This is a genomic window from Terriglobia bacterium (assembly GCA_020073495.1).
GTDB lineage: Bacteria > Acidobacteriota > Terriglobia > Terriglobales > Acidobacteriaceae > JAIQFD01.
Genome location: JAIQFD010000002.1, coordinates 549,514 through 565,805 on the forward strand (window position 1 = coordinate 549,514; position 16,292 = coordinate 565,805).

The window sequence follows — 16,292 nt, forward strand, 5'->3', positions numbered from 1 at the left end:
AACTGGTGATATGAGGATTTCACAACACTTACGGCCGGTGGAGGCGAAGGAAAAGCGCACACTTGTGCTAAGGCGATTTATCAACAAAACAACTTGAGTCCTGTTCGAGAGTGGACTTTCCCTTCGAGAGACCCTCAAGGCCGGTTTGATAACGATCTACAGGTGACCTATGGCCTTCCGTTGGTCAGTCGTCCTCTGCATCGTACTCGTCGGGTTAGCGACTGTCGCCAGTGCAGAAATCACGGGGATTGTCGTTGACGAGAATGACCGAGCAGTCCCGAATGTCACGGTCTATGGGAGTAAGAAAACCTGTTGTCCGTTCAAAGCTGAAGAAACGCGAACAGACGCAAACGGCGCGTTTCGGCTGGGTGACCCCGGCAAGGTAATCTACATCAGAGGCGAGGGGTTTCGACCTGCCAGCCGTATAGTCTCAGCCAGCACGACGGTGCTTCGTATCGTTCTCGAGCCTGAACAGCGCACTGAGTGGAGGATCCCCCAGTGTGACAACAGCAAGTCTTCGCGTAGAAGAGACTTCCTGCCTCGCAGCAGCTACGGGCTGGGCTATACGGTCAGGTTATTCTTGCCCAAGGGCGCGACCGTTAAGAAGACAACTGACATCGATTACGTCCTCTATCGGGTTCGTTTCGCAAGGACAAACGAATCGGTGGAAATATGGTCTGGCGTCAATGTCGGTATCAACGGCGACCCGATTGACGACTGGCTCGTTAAATCGTCAGAGTATTCTGAAAGAAGGATAGGCGGCGCTTCTTGGGGAATAGACGCGCGTGGAACAAGCATAGACGGCTCACGATGGCGGTCGGCAAACATGGTAATTGGAAGTGAACTCGTGCGCTATTCGGGCGTCTCCGCTGATGCAGCAGCGTACTTCGACGCTATCATTGACTCCGCTTGCACGGTGCCGAGGCCGCACGAACCTAGCGGATACTGAAATCCCGCCGCGCTGCACATCAACCCCGAAAGTCAATTGGCGATAACAGACCATATCACCGGTTACCCCAAAACCCAGTGTTCCGGCCCCGTAACTGGTGAGAAGGAGATTCTGGCCAGTCATGGGGAAGTTTCACATGGTGTTCCCTGCGTGACACGTCCATACTGCAACGTCGAGGGATTAGTATCTGACTCGCTATGCCACGCGTACGCCTCTTGTTAGCTGCCATGATCCTGTGCGGTCTGTGCGTTTCATGCAGAGACAGCAAGCAATCTGCGCCGCTCGTCATTCACGTATGGCGTGACCCTTCGGCCACGTTCGCGGAAAAATTGAGGCGCGTAGACCTGCAATTCGCCATGACGAAATCCCACGTGAACAGTGGCGTAGGCGTGATGGCCGCGACTAATGAGAGTGGCTTCCAAAAGCTCCTTGAAACATTGGGGAAATATCCTCCCGAAATACTTATCCTCGAATCCGAAGCAGACCTGCCGAAAGACGCTGCAATCTCGCACCAACTGGGCCAGCCACAATTTGTATGCGGCCACCACCCCGCATTCATACCAATATCCATTTCAGGCGACCTGCGAAAAGCATCTGAGATATATCTGCACTTCGTGGCTGCGCACTGTGATGTGGACAAATCGAAGTAGCTTGCCGTGCAGCGCAGGACACAACACCCAGCACAACTGGCGATAACAGACCTTCTCGCCAGTTACGTCCACAGTTGGGCACAGTCCCAAGAATCGTCGCCGCGCCGGAAGCCTCCCACCGCCCGATTTTCTGACAGTCGCCTGATCTTCTGACAACAGCCGCCCCTGCGCCATTCTTGACATTCGTATGTACAATCCCTGTTTGCCGTCAGATACAGCGATTTCCACAACATCTGGATTCGGTGATCCAGGTGCAGAGGAAATGGTGAGTGGAAGGCGGGCTTCATACCCCCGCACTCAAACGAACTCTTAATTACCTCCTGATAAGAGTGCCCGCCTTCCGCGCGGAGTAGAGGCAGAGGAGAAGCCTATGTTCAAGGCAAGCGATTGGGTCGCGATCTGTGGGGTTACGATGCTGATGGCGGGGGCAGCGATGGTATTCGGCACGTACGATGCGCTGCCGTTATGGGCGATCTGGATCATCGGACCGCTGCTGTGGTATCTGGGGGCGGCCGTCACGGTAGCGGGGATCGCCGCACATTTTCTCATCGCCGAGCCGAACCGGGCGGAAAAAGAAGAGACCATGCCCGTCTTGCACTTGGAGCACGTCGGCAGGCGTAATGCTCCCGTAGGGATCGTGCGCGAGATTCCGGCCATGGGTGGGTTTATCCTGTAAACGCCATGGCGGACCAGGGTACGGACGAACACGGGAAGAAAGAGGGTATGGCAACGAAACCGGCTTGCCCGATGGTGGTGGCGGCGAAAGCGGCCGAACAAGATGAGGGACGGGACAAAGGACGCAGGCGTTTTCTCCACGTATTGCTGGGTGGGGGCGTGTTCGCCTCCCTGGTATCGTTCGTCTATCCCGTGCTGCGGTACGTATTGCCGCCGCCCTCCGCCGACCTGGGCACGGACTCTGTGCTTGCGGCCACGGTGGCCGAGCTGAAGTCGAACTCGGCCAGGATCTTCCGCTTCGGCAGCCGTCCGGGATTGCTGATCCGCACGGCGTCGGGCGAGTACCGCGCCATGTCGGCCACCTGCACCCACCTGAGCTGTACCGTGCAATACCGCAACGATCTGCAGCAGGTGTGGTGCGCGTGCCACAACGGCATGTACGACCTGAACGGGCGCAACATCTCGGGGCCGCCGCCACGCCCACTGGAGGCTTACGAGGTACACGTCAAGGGGAACGAGATCTACGTGAGCCGCAAACAAGGGGCCTGAACCATGCGCAACCCCGCAACCTACGTACGCGACTGGCTCGACCAGCGCTTCGGATGGGAAGATCTCATCTACCCCCTGCGCCACAAGATGGTGCCGCTGCACCGTCTTTCCTATTGGTACTTCCTGGGCGGGATCACGTTGTTCCTCTTCATAGTGCAGGTGTGCACCGGCATCCTGCTCCTGCTCTACTACCGGCCCAGCGCCAACGAAGCGTTCGAGAGCGTGAAATACATCTCAACGCAGGTGCAGTTCGGGTGGCTGATCCGGTCCATCCATTCCTGGTCGGCGAACCTGATGGTCTTCACCGCCTTCGCCCACATGTTCAGCGTGCTGTTCCTGCGCGCCTACCGCAAGCCGCGCGAGCTGACCTGGGTCTCGGGCGTGCTGCTGCTGTTCCTGGCCCTGGGTTTCGGATTTAGCGGATACCTCTTGCCGTGGAACACGCTGGCGTTCTTCGCCACCAAGGTGGGCACCGACGTCGCGGGGCAGGTCCCTGTCATCGGGCACTGGATCCTGGTGTTCCTGCGCGGGGGCGATGACGTCACAGGCGCGACCCTGACCCGCTTCTTCGGCTTCCACGTCGCGGTGCTGCCCGGAATCACGACGGTGCTGCTGGGACTGCACGTTGCCCTGGTGCAGAAGTTCGGCATGAGCGTGCCGCCGCGGGTGGAAGAAGAGTGGAAGTACCGGCCGGAGCAGAAAAAGGAAATGAGGTTCTTCCCCAACTTCCTGCTGCGCGAAGTAATGGCGTGGTACGTGGGACTGGGCGCGCTGGCCGCGCTGGCTGCCATCTATCCCTGGGAGCTGGGCGCCAAGGCCGATCCCTTCGCCCCGGCGCCGGCGGGCATCAAGCCGGAGTGGTATTTCCTGTTCACCTTCCAGACGCTGAAGCTGATCCCCTCGAAGATCCTGATATTCGACGGCGAGTTGCTGGGGATCCTGGGATTCGGGGTGGCGGGCGCGCTGTGGCTGGCGCTTCCCTTTCTGGAGCCGAAACGAGTGGCGCGCGGATACCGCTACATCACCGGCGCGGGCATCTTCGCCCTGGCGTACATGGCGGCCATGACGGTGTACGGGTGGGTGGCGAAATGAAGAACACACTGGCGTTGATGGGATGTCTGCTGCTGCTGGTGGCCGCGAGCCCGGCGGCGGACAAGAATGTCTGTCTGGACTGCCACTCCCAGATGGACGCGCCGCTGAAGGTGACGCAGGCGGAATTCGCCAGCAACATTCACGCGGAAAAAGGCCTGACTTGCACGAGTTGCCACGGTGGGGATGCAACCAGCGACGAGAATCCGATGAGTCGCGCCGCAGGGTTCCGGGGACATATCGAACGGCGGCAGGTCCCGGAACTCTGCGGGAGTTGCCACGGTGACGCCGCGAAGATGCGGCAATACAACCCGTCGCTGCGCACCGACCAGTTGAGTCAGTACAAGACCAGCGTGCACGGCAAAAAACTGGCGACGGGCGACCAGAAGGTCGCGGTCTGCACCGACTGCCACACGGTGCACGATATCCGGCCGGCGTCCGACCCGCGCTCCAGCGTGCATCCGCTGAACGTGGCCACCACCTGCAAGCGCTGCCACGCCGACGCCGTGTACATGAAGGATTACAAGATCCCGCATGACCAGTTCGCAGGGTACAGCGCCAGCGTCCACTACAAAGCCATGCACGAGGGCGGCGACCTGAGCGCGCCCACCTGCACCACGTGTCACGGCAACCACGGCGCTGCGCCGCCGGGATTGGCCTCGGTCGAGAACGTTTGCTCGACCTGCCACGTCTTCCAGGCGCAGCTCTTCGACAAGAGTCCGCACAAGAAGGCGTTTGCGGCGGCGGGATTGGCCGGATGCATCACCTGCCACAGCAATCACCGCATCACCCATCCGAGCGATGCGATGGTCGGCACCGGACCCAGCTCGGTGTGCACCAACTGCCATTCGGCGGGAGATAACGGCTACAAGACGGCGGAATCGATCGCGACGAAGTTCGCGGGGCTGGCGAAGGCGGTGAATGAATCCAAGGAGCTACTGGACCGCGCGTCGCACTCCGGCATGGAGGTCAGCGACGCGGAGATGGAGCTGGTCGCGGCCAACGACTCGCTGACCAAGGCGCGCGTGTCGCTGCACAGCTTCAATGAAGCGCGCGTCGAGGAGGACATCGCCGCCGGCCTGAAGACCGCCAAGAAAACGCACGAAGACGCTGAGGCCGCGCTCCAGCAGCGCGAGTATCGCCGCATGGGGCTGCTGGTCTCGCTGGCTACCATCCTGGTGACGGTCGGCGCCCTGGCGTTCTACATCCACCAGATTGAGCAGGGCAACTCCCAGCACTGATCGGCTTCCAGGAAAAGACACCGCAATAAAAATGGAGCGGGGTACGGGAATTGAACCCGTGTCACCGGCTTGGGAAGCCGGGGCACGACCACTATACCAACCCCGCCCGCGCTTCTTAGATTATCACTTCCTCGACTTGGCGATCACCAGCAGGAGATTGGTGTCGGCGCCGGCGGCGCGGAGCTGCTTTTCGGCGTCATCGGTCAGAGCGAACGACACACCGAACTGGCTGACCAGTGAAGCCACGCGGGCGGCCGGCACACCCTTCTGTAGCGCGTCCGCCACCTCGCTGAGGGCGAGCGGGGGCGGCCCGGGCGGAGGATTGCGTTTCACATCGAGCTTGAAGGGTAGGCGTGTGCCGTCCCGGCCGACTACAAAGCCCTGGAGGGTGTTGGCGCCGACGGTGAGAGGAACGGCGTCGGCCTCAAACTCGACCTCGCCGGCCGGATTGGAGTGGAAGGTGGCCTGCCTGCCCGCCACCTCGATGCGGTCGATGGCGCGAAAGCCAGCCGCGATTCCCCGCACTTTGACCGTCTCTCTGTCGGTCTCGGCGTTGGGTACGGGATCGAGGACGCGGACATCGGGCCGGTTGAGAGTGAAGATCATCTGCGACTGCGACTTGTCGGTGGCGGTGGCGACGATCACGATGGCGCTGGCGCCGGCATTCACCGCAAAATCCGGGACGTTGAATTCCATCGTGGTGGGGGCGAGGCTCTTGAGAGTGGCGACGAAGTTGTTGACCGTGACCGAGGCGACGCCGCTGGCGTGGGAAGCGACGCCGCGCAGGCTGATGCGTGCGGCGGCGACGTCGAGAGCCTTGCCAGCCTCGGCGCCGACCGGGTCGAGCATGCTGATGACCGGCGGCGGAGCGGGCGGAGCGGCGGGATGGAGTCGGGCCTCGCGAGCTTGGATCTTGTCCAGGATGCCATCGAAATCCATGGCAGCATCCACCAACTCCTGGTGAGGCAGGACGTCAGACCAACCGAGGCGGGTGCTGGTGCTGGCGTCGACGAACGCCTTTCGTACGCGGAAGAAGTGATACGTGGTGCCGTTGCGAAACTTGAACTCAGCCTCGTCCATCGGCTGTCCCCAGAAGCGCCACTGGCCGGCAACGGTCAGATCGCTGCGCTTGTACTCGAAGGAATGACCCTTATCGCTCTCGGGGTGGACAACTTCATAGCGAATGGTATCGCGCGAAAAATACAGGTAACCGCCGCATCCGCTGGCGGCGTGCTGATGAGCGACCGGATACCGAAAAACCGGATGGTCACCCGCGGACACCAGTTCGACGGCGTCGCTGCCGGAGGGCGTAGCAGCCTGGCCGCGCTTTCCGAAGATCTGAGCGCCGGCCAAGTCAGAGAAAAGTAACAGGACGAATACAAGAATGATGGCGCAACGGCGATACCTCATTTGCGTTTCCTCAGAATCTCTTCTTCCGTCGCCTTCGCCTGCTGGGCACGGCGGAGGCCCGCCAGGGCGGCCGAATCGTGGGAATCGATCTCGAGCGCCTGGTTATAGGCGTCGATGGCAGCGGCGTAGGCGCCGGAGTTGACCAGGCGCTCACCATCGGCAAGAAGTTCGCGCAGATGGCGGCGCTGCTGCGGCGTAGGACCGCGAGGCGTCGCCGGCTCCGCCCTGGTCTCGCGAGCGGCGGCCGACTTGGGCTTCGACTTTGGCTCAGGCTTTGGCGTTTCCTCAAGCGCAGAAGGAGTCGCAGCCGCCTGCTCTCCGGCGGATGGCGCCACGGGGGGGAAATTGACCTGGTTGCGCACCTCTTTTACGGCGGCCCGGGCGGAGGCGAGGCGCACGGCCTGGTCGGCAAGAGCAGGCGTGGTCACCGACCCCGAAAGAGTGACGACCCCATCGTGGACTGCGACCTCGACGCGCTGAAAATCGTGGGATGCGCCGAGGGCGGCGCTGACATCCGCTTTGATGCTGGCGTCGGAGGGAGAGGGAGCCGGAGCGGCCGTAGAAGGCTGCGCGACCGGTACCTGCGTGTGCAGGTACCAATACCCCCCACCGCCCATGACGGCGGCGGTCAACAACACCGCCAGCCCCACCCACAGCCACGTCCTGCGTTCCTGCCTGGGCGGAGGAGGAACGTGAGCCGGCCGCGAAGCCTGACGGGCTGGCGGCGGTGGTGGCGCCGTCACGTGCGGCGGCGGTGCAGGTTCGACGGAGGACGAGGGAGGTGAGTACTGGAATGGCGGTTTCGGAGCCGCCGATGCGGGCGCTGCTGCGGGCGGCGGTGGCGGTGGGGCGGGCGGCTTGACAACCGGGGCGGGTGGCGTGGCGCGAAGCGGCTGTGGGGGTGGCGCCAGGGGCGGAAGAGGCTCGTGCACGTGTGAGGGCGGCGGCGTGGGAACACGGGAAGGCGCAATCCGGAGGTTGGCCAGGAAATCGGAGCCGATGGCAGCGGTGGCATCGTCGCGCGCGGTGGCGCTTTGCGAGCCGATGCGAGCGGTGGCGGCCCATTGCTCGGGGGCGTTGAGCGCCTCCAGCATCTCGTCGGCGGACTGGAAGCGGTCGTTGCGGTCCTTCTGCATCGCCTTCATCAGAATCATGGAGACGGGCTTGGGAATCTCGAGGCTGGGCTTCAGCTCATGGGCCGGCCTGGGCACGGACTGGATGTGCTTGATGAGAATGCCCATGGGAGTATCGGACTCGAATGGCAGACAGCCGGTAAGCATCTCGTAGAGGACGACGCCGACCGAATAGATATCAGCGCGGCCGTCGATCTCGGAGCCGTGCTTGCCCATGGCCTGCTCGGGCGAGAGGTACTGCGGCGTGCCAACCACCACACCGGTCTTTGTGGCGCTGTAACTGGAGCCGGATTCGAACGAGCCTTCGCGGATCTTGGCGATGCCGAAATCGAGGACCTTTGCGATCTCGGTCCCGTCGGGCTGGGAGATGAGCAGGACGTTGTCCGGCTTGATGTCGCGATGGGTGATGCCGAGGGCGTGCGCGGCACTGAGCGCGGACAGGATCTGCTTGCCGATCCTCAGGGCGCGGCGGACGAGCAGCGGACCTTCCTTCTCGATGACCTCGCGCAGGTCGCGGCCGGCGACGAATTCCATGATGATGAAGGGGCGACCGTCGTCGGTGGTGTCGAGATCGTCCACGCGGACCGCGTTCGGGTGCTGGAGCTTGCGGGTGATGATGGCTTCGTTCTTAAAACGCTTGAGGAAGAGGTCATCATCCATGAGGCGGCTGCTGACCACCTTGATGGCACGGATCTCGTTGAAGGCAAGGTGGCGGGCTTTGTAGACGGAAGCCATGCCGCCGGATCCGATCTTGTCCAGGATCTCGTACTTGCCGCGCAACTGCATGCCCTGCACGAACTCGGAAGTGATGCGCAGGGCGGTCTGGTCGCGGGGACAGACCGTGAAATCATTCGGATAAGTCGCATGGCACTTGTCGCAGTAACGCACAAGCCCGCCCCGGCTCGGAGTATGAGAGCCGCAAAAACCCTAAGCAACGCTTCTGAGCGAATGATAGACCGAGTCGGGGCCGGAATTCACGGATTTCCCAGGGCTGGAAGACCGAAAGTAACCACGCGGATAGGGGCCCTGCGACTCGGCGCGCGCAAAAGGGAGGGCGCGCCTCGCTCAGAATGACGCCAGTATGAAGATCCGTGCTAGAAGATGCCGAAGAGGCGCCTGGCGGGAATGACGGAGGCGGCGTGGCCACGACAGTCGGGGCAGAAAGAGCTGCCCTTGATGTCGATCCATTCGACGGAGTGGGAGGCGGCCATCACGCAGGCGTAATCCTGGCAGTGGGTCAGGCCGAGGGTGTGGCCGAGCTCGTGGACAGCTTCCTTCAGCAAGCGGTCGGCGAGCAGCTCCCCGTCCGGCGGCAAGCCGTAGAACTCCTGGGCCAGGCGGCGCCAGGAAACGACGGAGCACTGTCCGGTGAGCTGGGCTTCGCCGAAAACAAAGGTCAGGATGGGCATGTAGAGGTCGAGAGAGGTCACGCCGAGCATGCGCCAGCAACCGTTCTGGAGGAAGCCGGGCATCATCCCGAGGATCTGGGTGGAATGGTACTGCTGGCGCTCGACGTGGAAGGCGGAGGCAGGATCCAGGCGTTGCGGGTCCATGACGCAGGGGACGCGCAGGTTGTCCTCGAGCCCGCGGCGTAAGCGTTCGAGCAGCGGACCGTCGGTGGGACCGACCGGCAGCAGGTGGATGGCGCTCATCGATGCGAGTTGATGGCCGCCGCAGGAACGGAATTCCGTTTCCAGCCGTAGCGCTTGAGCTTGTTGTAGAGAGTGACGCGGTCGATATCGAGCACCTCGGCGGCGCGTGTCTGGTTACCGCCGCACTCCTCGAGGACGTGCAGGATGTGCAGGCGCTCGATGTCTTCGAGGGTCTTGCCGCCCTCAGCCTCCTGCGGCTTGAGCTTGAGAGTAAAGTCCTGCTCGCGCAGTTCGGGCTCGGATGCCACGACCATGGCGCGCTCGACGGCGTTCTCCAGCTCGCGGACGTTCCCGGGCCAGTCATAGTTCTGCAGCAGGGCCATGGCGCTGGGCGCTACGTTTGCCACGCGCTTGTTCATGGAGGCGGAGAACTTGCGCATGAAGTTGTCCACCAGCAGAGGGATGTCCTCCTTGCGGTCGCGCAGGGGCGGGATCTCAATGCGAAAGACGTTGAGCCGGTAGAAGAGGTCGGGCCGGAACTTCCCTTCCTCGATCAGTTTCTCGAGGTCCTTGTTGGTAGCGGCGATGCAGCGGAAGTCCACCTTGATGGGCTGGTTGCCCCCGACGCGCACGATCTCGCGCTCCTGCAGAACACGCAGCAGGTCGGTCTGCGTCTTGAGCGAGATATCGCCGATCTCGTCGAGGAAGACGGTGCCGCCTTCGGCGATCTCAAACTTCCCTTTCTTGCGGTACTGGGCGCCGGTGAAGGCGCCTTTCTCGTGGCCGAAGAGCTCGCTCTCGAGCAGAGTCTCGGTGAGCGCGCCGCAGTGAATGACGACCAGCGGGTTGTAGCGGCGCGGGCTCATGGCGTGAATGGCGCGGGCGACAAGTTCCTTGCCGGTGCCGCTGTCGCCGGTGACGAGCACGGTGGCGTCGGTGGAGGCGACGGTCTCAATGGAGTCGAAGACCTTCTTCATGGCGGCGGACTGGCCGATGAGCTCGGGCGGACGCATGACTTCGCCGACGGTCTCCTTGAGGCGCGCGGCCTCGCGCTCAGCGTGGCGATGGGAGAGGGCATTCTTGACCACGTGGGCGATGTCGTCGGGATCGAAGGGCTTGGTGACGTAGTCATAGGCGCCGTTCTTCAGCGCCTGCACGGCGGTCTCGACCGAAGCGTAGCCGGTCATGATGATGACGATGAGCTCGGGATCGATCTCGTGCAGGCGGCGCTGCAGCTCGATGCCATCGGTGCCGGGCATCTTGATGTCCACCAGCGCGACGTCCCAGCGGCGCTCCGCGAGGCGTGCGAGGGCCTCGTGTGCGCTTTCGGCGGTACCGACGTCGTAGCCTTCGTCGCGAAACCAGTGCCCGAGTGACTCGTGGACGATGGTCTCGTCGTCCACGACCAGGATCTTGGCTTTCTCCAGCATGGTGGTCACCTCTTTGCCGCGGCCGGTTCGGCCGCTTTCGCCGTGGTCCCCACGACCCCGTCCAGCGGGAGCGTGACCGTGAAGGTCGAGCCGCATCCCGGTTCCGATTCGACTTCAATGCGCCCCCGATGGCGCTCCACGATGCCCTTGCTGATGGCCAGGCCGAGGCCCGTGCCGCGGTCCTTGGTGGTGTAGAAGGGCTCGAAAAGATTGGCGCGGGCCTCCGGCGCGAGGCCGGTGCCGTCGTCCTGCACCGCGAGCTTGACTTCGGCGCACTCGGGGACAAGACGGGTACGGATGGTCAAGTTTCCACCGTGCGGCATGGCGTCGATGGCGTTCATCACCAGCGCGAGCACGAGCTGCTCGAGCTGCGCCGCGTCGCACTGCACGTTGGGCAGGTCGGGCGCCAGTTGTGCGTTGAGGCTGATGTTGCCGAGCTCAAGCTGGTGGTGTACCAGGCGGATGCAGCGGTCAACGATCGGGTTCAGCGCCACCCACTCCAGGTTCATGGGCGCGAAACGGGAGAAGGTGAGGAGGTTCTTCACGATGTCGCCGCAGCGGCGGCTTTCGGACTCGATCAGCTCGAGGGCGCTGCACACTTCCAGACGGCGCTCTTCCTTCCACGGCGTGTGGCCGGCCCATTTGCGCAGCAACTTGGAGTAGGTCAGGATGCCGGCCAGAGGATTGTTGATCTCGTGGGCGACGATGGCGGCGAGCTTGCCGATGGAAGCCATCTTCTCCACCTGGAGAGCATGATCGTTGGCGCGTTTCAGCTCCCGGGTCTTCTCGTCGACACGTTCCTCGAGGGTGTGGGCCCAGGCGGTGACCTCTTCGCGGGCCTCGCGCAGCTGGCGGCTCATATCGTTGAACGAATCTGCCAGTTCGCCCAGTTCGTCCCGGGAATGAACGGAGATCTGGTAGCCGAGCTGGCCTTTGGCCAGGCGCTCGGTGCCGACTTTCAGGACTTTGACTGGGACGTGCACAAACCTCCACACGAACACGCCTGTCAGCAGCACGATGACGGCGACCCCGAACAGGGTGTAACCGGCCATGAGCCGGCTGTCCTGCGCGATCTGCGCGTCGGCGCGGCTGAGTGACATGTCGGTGTCGAGTACGCCGAGGATCTTCTGCGATGCCGGATGAGCATGGCAGTCGGCGTTGGAGCAGGAAGGCTTGTTCTCGATGGGCGTGATCACGCCCAGGACGCGCTCGCCGTTGGGCTTGAAGATGCGGAAACGGTCCGGGCGGTCGAGGCGCGCCAGCGGCTGCGCCCTGGCATGGCAGGCGTAGCAGGCCTCGGCGCTCTTGTCCACGTACTTGTTGACTTCCTTCTCGTCGGTGGAAAAGCTGATGCGGCCTTCCTGGTTGAAGATGCGAATGCGCAGGATGCCGGGCTCCGTCCCCATAGTGCGGATCTGGGTGTAGACGGCGACGCGGTCGTTGCGCAGCATGTGGTACTCGGTGCTGCGCTTGATGACATCGCCGATGCGTTCCGCGCTCAGCAGTGTCGCCTGCTCGAGGTTCTTGCGGTGCAGGCGGATATTGAGGTATCCGAGAAGCGAAAAGATCGCCACCCCGGCGACCAGGAGAACGAGAATCAGCTTGGCGCTAAGACTGTGGGTGATCCGACCGAAGCGCCGATCCCCCAGCGCGCCCGAAGACGCGCTGGGGCTCTCCTGATCGGCGGGGAGACGGGTTGGGTCGCGAGGTGACACGGTTCAGTCTCCCGGAACCACTTCTTCCTCCATGGCAACGGAACGGACGGCTGGCGCGGCGCGCAGCGCGACGGGCGCCTGCGTCTCTTCGGGGAAGATGGGCAGGTACTTGGCCGCAGCGCCGAACAGCGCGAAGCCGGCTGCGATGATGGCTGCGGTGATGGCCGCCTCGGTCCACTTGGGGATGTAGTGCATGCCGGCCGCGCCTTCGATCCCGGTGATGCTGACGTTCAACCGGTTGGTGATGAAGCCGAGAACGGTCAGAACGGCGGCGAAGTACAGGCGGCCGGGATTCTCCCGAATCCGCTTCTGCACCAGCAGTCCGATGGGCAGAAGCAGGCCGAGCACGATCTCCACCAGGAAAAGATTGCGTTCGTAGCTGGGCTGGAGCAGAAGCCGGAGCGCGCCGCGGTGCATCAGGTCCTCAAAACGCAGCACGGCGTAAACCATCAGCACCACCGCCAGGATGCGGCCCAGTTCGGAGAGCAACGGCATCTCCAACTGGCGGTGGAAATACTTCGAGCTCATGTTGGACTCGAAGATGGTCATGGCCAGGCCGACCGCGATCGCCGAAAGGAAGAAGAAGACCGGCAGCAGCGGGCTGTACCAGAAGGGGTGGAGCTTGTTGGGCATGATCAGGTAGAGCGTGCCCAGCGAGGACTGGTGCAGGGTCGAAAGGATGACACCGAGGATGACCAGGGGAATGCTGATGGCGTGCATGATGCGGAGCGCCTTGGACATGCGGAACTTCTCGAAAACGATGGGCGCGAATTCCAGCGCCAGGACTGTGGTGTAGAGCATGACGCAGTAGGCCACCTCGAACATCACCGAGTGCGGGTTGCGCATGACGAGCGGGTGCCAGATGCGGTAGTACCGGCCGAGATCGAACATCAGCGCGATACAAACCAGGACGTAACCAAGGAATGCGGTAAGAACCGTGGGCCGGATGATGGGTTTGAAGCGCTCGAGGTTGAAGATGTGCACGGCAGCCATGAGAGTGAAACCGCCCGCCGCCAGCATGACGCCGCACAGGACGTCGAACCCGATCCAGAGGCCCCAGGGGAACTCATCGCTCAGGTGGGTCGAGGCGCCGAGGCCGTAAATGAAGCGCAGGACGGTGGCGTAGGCGCCGAGCGCCATGATGACCAGGAAGACGATCTTCCAAAGCGTGAACTTCATCAGTTTCTGCTTCATGGCCTACTGCCCCTCCTTGCGCGGTTGCGCCGCGGATTCGTGGGCGGCGACTTCTTCGCGGCGATGGGTGATCCACCAGATCCCGCCCAACAGCACGCTGCCCAGCCCCACGATGTCCGGAATGCGGGAAAGCACACGGAAAGTGAACATGGGGAGGGGTTCGTGGACCAGGTCGGTACGGAAGCCGAATTCCTCGAAGGGCACGGCGGAGAGCATGAGGATGCTGGTGCCGCCCACCTCGGTCTCGCCGTACACGTGGTCGACGTAGTTCGCCGGATTCTGGCGGATGCGCTCGTGGGCCTCGGCCAGAAGCTGGTCGCGGGTGCCGAACTTGGTGGCCCCGGTGGGACAGGCTTCGGCGCAGGCGGTCATCTTGCCGGCGGCCAGGCGGTCGGAGCACATGTCGCATTTCTTCACTGCGGGGAGCGCCTTGCTCCACTCGTACTTGGGAACGCCGAAGGGGCAGGCAGCCATGCAGTAGCGGCAGCCCATGCAGCGCGATTCCTCGTAGATGACGGGACCGTCGGCAGTCTTGCGCAGAGCGGCGACCGGGCAGACCGAGGCGCAACTGGGATCACCGCAGTTCATGCACAGGCGGCGCATGAACTTGTCGCCCTTGGTAAGAACGACGGTGAATTTGTGGGCAGACTGTTTCTGCTCGGCGGCGATGCGGTCGTCGTAGGGAAGCTTATTGCGCTCCGCGCAGGCTTGCTCGCAGAGTTTGCAGCCGACGCAGAGGGTGGCGTCGTACAGGATAGCCTTGCTCATGATTTGTCGTACCTCCGCACAGAACACCCACTAGTTAGAGGGCAAGCGGCCTGCCGTGGGAGGTGTTCTGAAGCCAGGGATGAAGCGCCGCAAGTGATGGGGAGGGAAGGATTTCGCGGCCTGTGCACAATCCGGAGTGCAGGTTCCTGAGAGTGTCCATACTTTGCTGAGGAAATCAGCGCAGAATTTGGGTTCGCTGGCCCAGTGCGGTGAAATTCAGCGAAAGAAAAACGGAGCGGCGGCTCCGGATTTCTCGGTGCCGCCGCTCCGCTTTGCGCCAGGAGGTAGACCATGCCCCTATCCCAGGAAGAATTCCTTGGTCACCTTGCCCCAGTCTGCGTCGGGCAACTGCGCGCTGAGGTCATCGACCGCTACACCGCCGTCGGCCATGGCACCCTCGGCCATGGGCAGGTGCTTGCGCAGCCGCGCGCCGGCCTCTTCCATCCACCAGCGGGCGAGGTCGCCGGAGAGCAGGTTGCGGAAATTGAGTTTGGCGTCGGGCGATTCCACCGCTACCAGCCAGCCCTCGGCGTAGGGATCGCGACGGGCGAGCTCGGGATCGGCCGCGGCGGCTTCGTTGATCTCGGTCACCACTCCCTCGACGGGAGAAACCATTTCGGTGGCGACGCCGTTGCGATGCAGCGTGAACATCTTCTGGCCCTGGCGGATCCACTGGCCGCGCTGGGGCAGCGTGATCTTTTCAACCTTGCCGATCAAACGGGCGGCGAAGTCGTCAAGGCCCGTACGGACCAGCTTCGGACCTTCGCTCTGCGCCCAGGTATGACCGGGGTGGTAGCGCAGGGTCTCGGGCAGCAAGAAGCCGGAGACGATGCTGGGCTGCGGCCGGCGCACCATCTCGGCAGCCAGCATGGGCTGCACCGCCGGACGCAGGGCGCGCTTGCTGTAGAAGTGGTCGATGGTCAGGAAGATGATGAAGGTCGCGAGTACGAGTAGAACGGTCATGACGGGCCTCCTGGCGTGCTCTTCTTTCTTTGAGCCACTTTCCACCTTTACCTAAGGCAACCCAGTGGCCGTGTGTGCCAGAGCGGGTTCGGCGTGGCGACCAAGTCAGCAACTGCTGTGGATAGAGCAGGTTACAAGGGAGGAGAGGCGGCCAGGGCGACCCCAATGAAGGAGCTCGCGCGGGGGCAGCCGCTGAATTTTGCAGCAGCGTTTTTCAACGGCGGTTCGCTGAAATCCTCAGCGTAGCAATGGAATCAGTCTGTTAGCGATGTCCGGCGATGCGCTGCGTTTTGCAACGTCAGCCATTGAGAATTTGCACGGAGATTGGCGCCGAGTCCTCAATCCCGCCTGAAGGCAGGAGTTTTCTCCACGGTGGAGACGGTGCAGGCACTCGGCCGGGTGGTTGGGCTAACCCGAGGACTTGCCAGAGCCGACGGGTTCGGGCTTGTGCTCGAGCGGACGAAGGTCCCCAGTTTCCTGGAGGATCTGGTAGTCGGTGTGGATGTGAGCCGTTTGCTTCACCATGGCGCCGACCGAGCAGTACTTCTCTTCCGAGAGCCGGATGGCATCCTCGACGGCGGCGGGATCGACGTTGAGTCCGGTGATCACGTGATGAATGCGTACATCGGTGAAGACCTGTGGCGGTGTGGGCGCCTGGTCGACCTCGATGCGGACTTCATAGGCAGTGACCTGCTGGCGTTTCTTGCGGAGGATGTTGATGACGTCGAAGGCGGTGCAGCCAGCGTGGCCAGCGGCGACAAGCTCGACCGGCTTGGGTCCGGTGGCACCGTTGGGGTCGTCGATGATGAGGTGGTGGTTGGAGCCGGTGGTGACGACGAACTGGCGCCGGCTGCCGCCGGGCTGGGTCAGGGTACATCGCGCTTCGAGCATGGGGCCCTCCACAGGCCACGGTAGCGCGGCGGGAGCGGAAGTC

The 16,292-nt window shown here is 62.9% G+C and carries 14 protein-coding genes and 1 tRNA gene; 5 read left to right on the plus strand and 10 right to left on the minus strand.

The features are described from left to right. Positions 1–169: 169 nt before the first annotated feature. The 5 genes from LAN37_06340 (at position 170) to LAN37_06360 (ending at position 5,153) form a co-directional block, all read left to right on the plus strand. Complete coding sequence (locus tag LAN37_06340; GenBank protein MBZ5646827.1) at positions 170–949, plus strand: carboxypeptidase-like regulatory domain-containing protein; 780 nt, start codon at positions 170–172, stop codon at positions 947–949. A gap of 1,020 nt (positions 950–1,969) precedes the next feature. Then, on the plus strand, positions 1,970–2,275 hold the full coding sequence (locus tag LAN37_06345) for a hypothetical protein (protein ID MBZ5646828.1): 306 nt from the start codon (positions 1,970–1,972) through the stop codon (positions 2,273–2,275). Between the two features lie 71 nt (positions 2,276–2,346). Continuing rightward, complete coding sequence (locus tag LAN37_06350) at positions 2,347–2,823, plus strand: Rieske 2Fe-2S domain-containing protein (GenBank protein MBZ5646829.1); 477 nt, start codon at positions 2,347–2,349, stop codon at positions 2,821–2,823. Positions 2,824–2,826: 3 nt separating this feature from the next. After that, entirely contained in the window at positions 2,827–3,915 is a 1,089-nt protein-coding gene (locus LAN37_06355; protein ID MBZ5646830.1) for a cytochrome bc complex cytochrome b subunit, read from the plus strand. After that, on the plus strand, positions 3,912–5,153 hold the full coding sequence (locus tag LAN37_06360) for a cytochrome c3 family protein (GenBank protein MBZ5646831.1): 1,242 nt from the start codon (positions 3,912–3,914) through the stop codon (positions 5,151–5,153). Before LAN37_06355 ends, LAN37_06360 begins: the two co-directional genes overlap by 4 nt. Positions 5,154–5,185: 32 nt before the next feature. Here the strand turns inward: LAN37_06360 and LAN37_06365 are convergent. The 10 genes from LAN37_06365 to LAN37_06410 all read right to left on the minus strand — a co-directional run bounded on the left by LAN37_06365 (position 5,186) and on the right by LAN37_06410 (position 16,249). Continuing rightward, a tRNA-Gly gene (locus LAN37_06365) sits at positions 5,186–5,259 on the minus strand. A gap of 17 nt (positions 5,260–5,276) precedes the next feature. Further along, on the minus strand, positions 5,277–6,563 hold the full coding sequence (locus LAN37_06370; protein MBZ5646832.1) for a hypothetical protein: 1,287 nt from the start codon (positions 6,561–6,563) through the stop codon (positions 5,277–5,279). Further along, a complete protein-coding gene (locus LAN37_06375; GenBank protein ID MBZ5646833.1) occupies positions 6,560–8,584 on the minus strand; it encodes a protein kinase in 2,025 nt (674 codons plus the stop codon). The genes LAN37_06370 and LAN37_06375 overlap by 4 nt, the downstream gene beginning before the upstream one ends. Positions 8,585–8,790: 206 nt before the next feature. Continuing rightward, positions 8,791–9,348 carry an archaemetzincin family Zn-dependent metalloprotease gene (locus LAN37_06380; protein MBZ5646834.1) on the minus strand — a complete coding sequence of 186 codons (558 nt, stop codon included), beginning with the start codon at positions 9,346–9,348 and terminating at the stop codon, positions 8,791–8,793. Continuing rightward, entirely contained in the window at positions 9,345–10,718 is a 1,374-nt protein-coding gene (locus LAN37_06385; GenBank protein MBZ5646835.1) for a sigma-54 dependent transcriptional regulator, read from the minus strand. The genes LAN37_06380 and LAN37_06385 overlap by 4 nt, the downstream gene beginning before the upstream one ends. 5 nt (positions 10,719–10,723) lie before the next feature. Further along, the gene (locus LAN37_06390) at positions 10,724–12,433 is read right to left on the minus strand and encodes a HAMP domain-containing protein (GenBank protein ID MBZ5646836.1); all 1,710 of its coding nucleotides are present in this window, start codon (positions 12,431–12,433) and stop codon (positions 10,724–10,726) included. A gap of 3 nt (positions 12,434–12,436) precedes the next feature. Continuing rightward, on the minus strand, positions 12,437–13,627 hold the full coding sequence (gene hybB, locus LAN37_06395; GenBank protein ID MBZ5646837.1) for a Ni/Fe-hydrogenase cytochrome b subunit: 1,191 nt from the start codon (positions 13,625–13,627) through the stop codon (positions 12,437–12,439). Positions 13,628–13,630: 3 nt separating this feature from the next. Next, entirely contained in the window at positions 13,631–14,395 is a 765-nt protein-coding gene (locus LAN37_06400) for a 4Fe-4S dicluster domain-containing protein (GenBank protein MBZ5646838.1), read from the minus strand. A 297-nt stretch (positions 14,396–14,692) separates the two neighbouring features. Then, positions 14,693–15,358, minus strand: coding sequence for a glycine cleavage system protein H (locus LAN37_06405; GenBank protein MBZ5646839.1), 666 nt, complete (start codon positions 15,356–15,358; stop codon positions 14,693–14,695). 408 nt (positions 15,359–15,766) lie between these two features. Next, entirely contained in the window at positions 15,767–16,249 is a 483-nt protein-coding gene (locus LAN37_06410; protein ID MBZ5646840.1) for an OsmC family protein, read from the minus strand. Positions 16,250–16,292 lie beyond the last annotated feature (43 nt).

What these genes read in the sequence shown, in the direction of transcription:
- LAN37_06340 (MBZ5646827.1), top strand. Translation starts at nt 170, where the DNA reads ATGGCCTTCCGTTGGTCAGTCGTCCTCTGCATCGTACTCGTCGGGTTA.
- LAN37_06345 (MBZ5646828.1), top strand. Translation starts at nt 1,970, where the DNA reads ATGTTCAAGGCAAGCGATTGGGTCGCGATCTGTGGGGTTACGATGCTG.
- LAN37_06350 (MBZ5646829.1), top strand. Translation starts at nt 2,347, where the DNA reads ATGGTGGTGGCGGCGAAAGCGGCCGAACAAGATGAGGGACGGGACAAA.
- LAN37_06355 (MBZ5646830.1), top strand. Translation starts at nt 2,827, where the DNA reads ATGCGCAACCCCGCAACCTACGTACGCGACTGGCTCGACCAGCGCTTC.
- LAN37_06360 (MBZ5646831.1), top strand. Translation starts at nt 3,912, where the DNA reads ATGAAGAACACACTGGCGTTGATGGGATGTCTGCTGCTGCTGGTGGCC.
- LAN37_06370 (MBZ5646832.1), bottom strand. Translation starts at nt 6,563, where the DNA reads ATGAGGTATCGCCGTTGCGCCATCATTCTTGTATTCGTCCTGTTACTT.
- LAN37_06380 (MBZ5646834.1), bottom strand. Translation starts at nt 9,348, where the DNA reads ATGAGCGCCATCCACCTGCTGCCGGTCGGTCCCACCGACGGTCCGCTG.
- LAN37_06385 (MBZ5646835.1), bottom strand. Translation starts at nt 10,718, where the DNA reads ATGCTGGAGAAAGCCAAGATCCTGGTCGTGGACGACGAGACCATCGTC.
- hybB (MBZ5646837.1), bottom strand. Translation starts at nt 13,627, where the DNA reads ATGAAGCAGAAACTGATGAAGTTCACGCTTTGGAAGATCGTCTTCCTG.
- LAN37_06400 (MBZ5646838.1), bottom strand. Translation starts at nt 14,395, where the DNA reads ATGAGCAAGGCTATCCTGTACGACGCCACCCTCTGCGTCGGCTGCAAA.
- LAN37_06405 (MBZ5646839.1), bottom strand. Translation starts at nt 15,358, where the DNA reads ATGACCGTTCTACTCGTACTCGCGACCTTCATCATCTTCCTGACCATC.
- LAN37_06410 (MBZ5646840.1), bottom strand. Translation starts at nt 16,249, where the DNA reads ATGCTCGAAGCGCGATGTACCCTGACCCAGCCCGGCGGCAGCCGGCGC.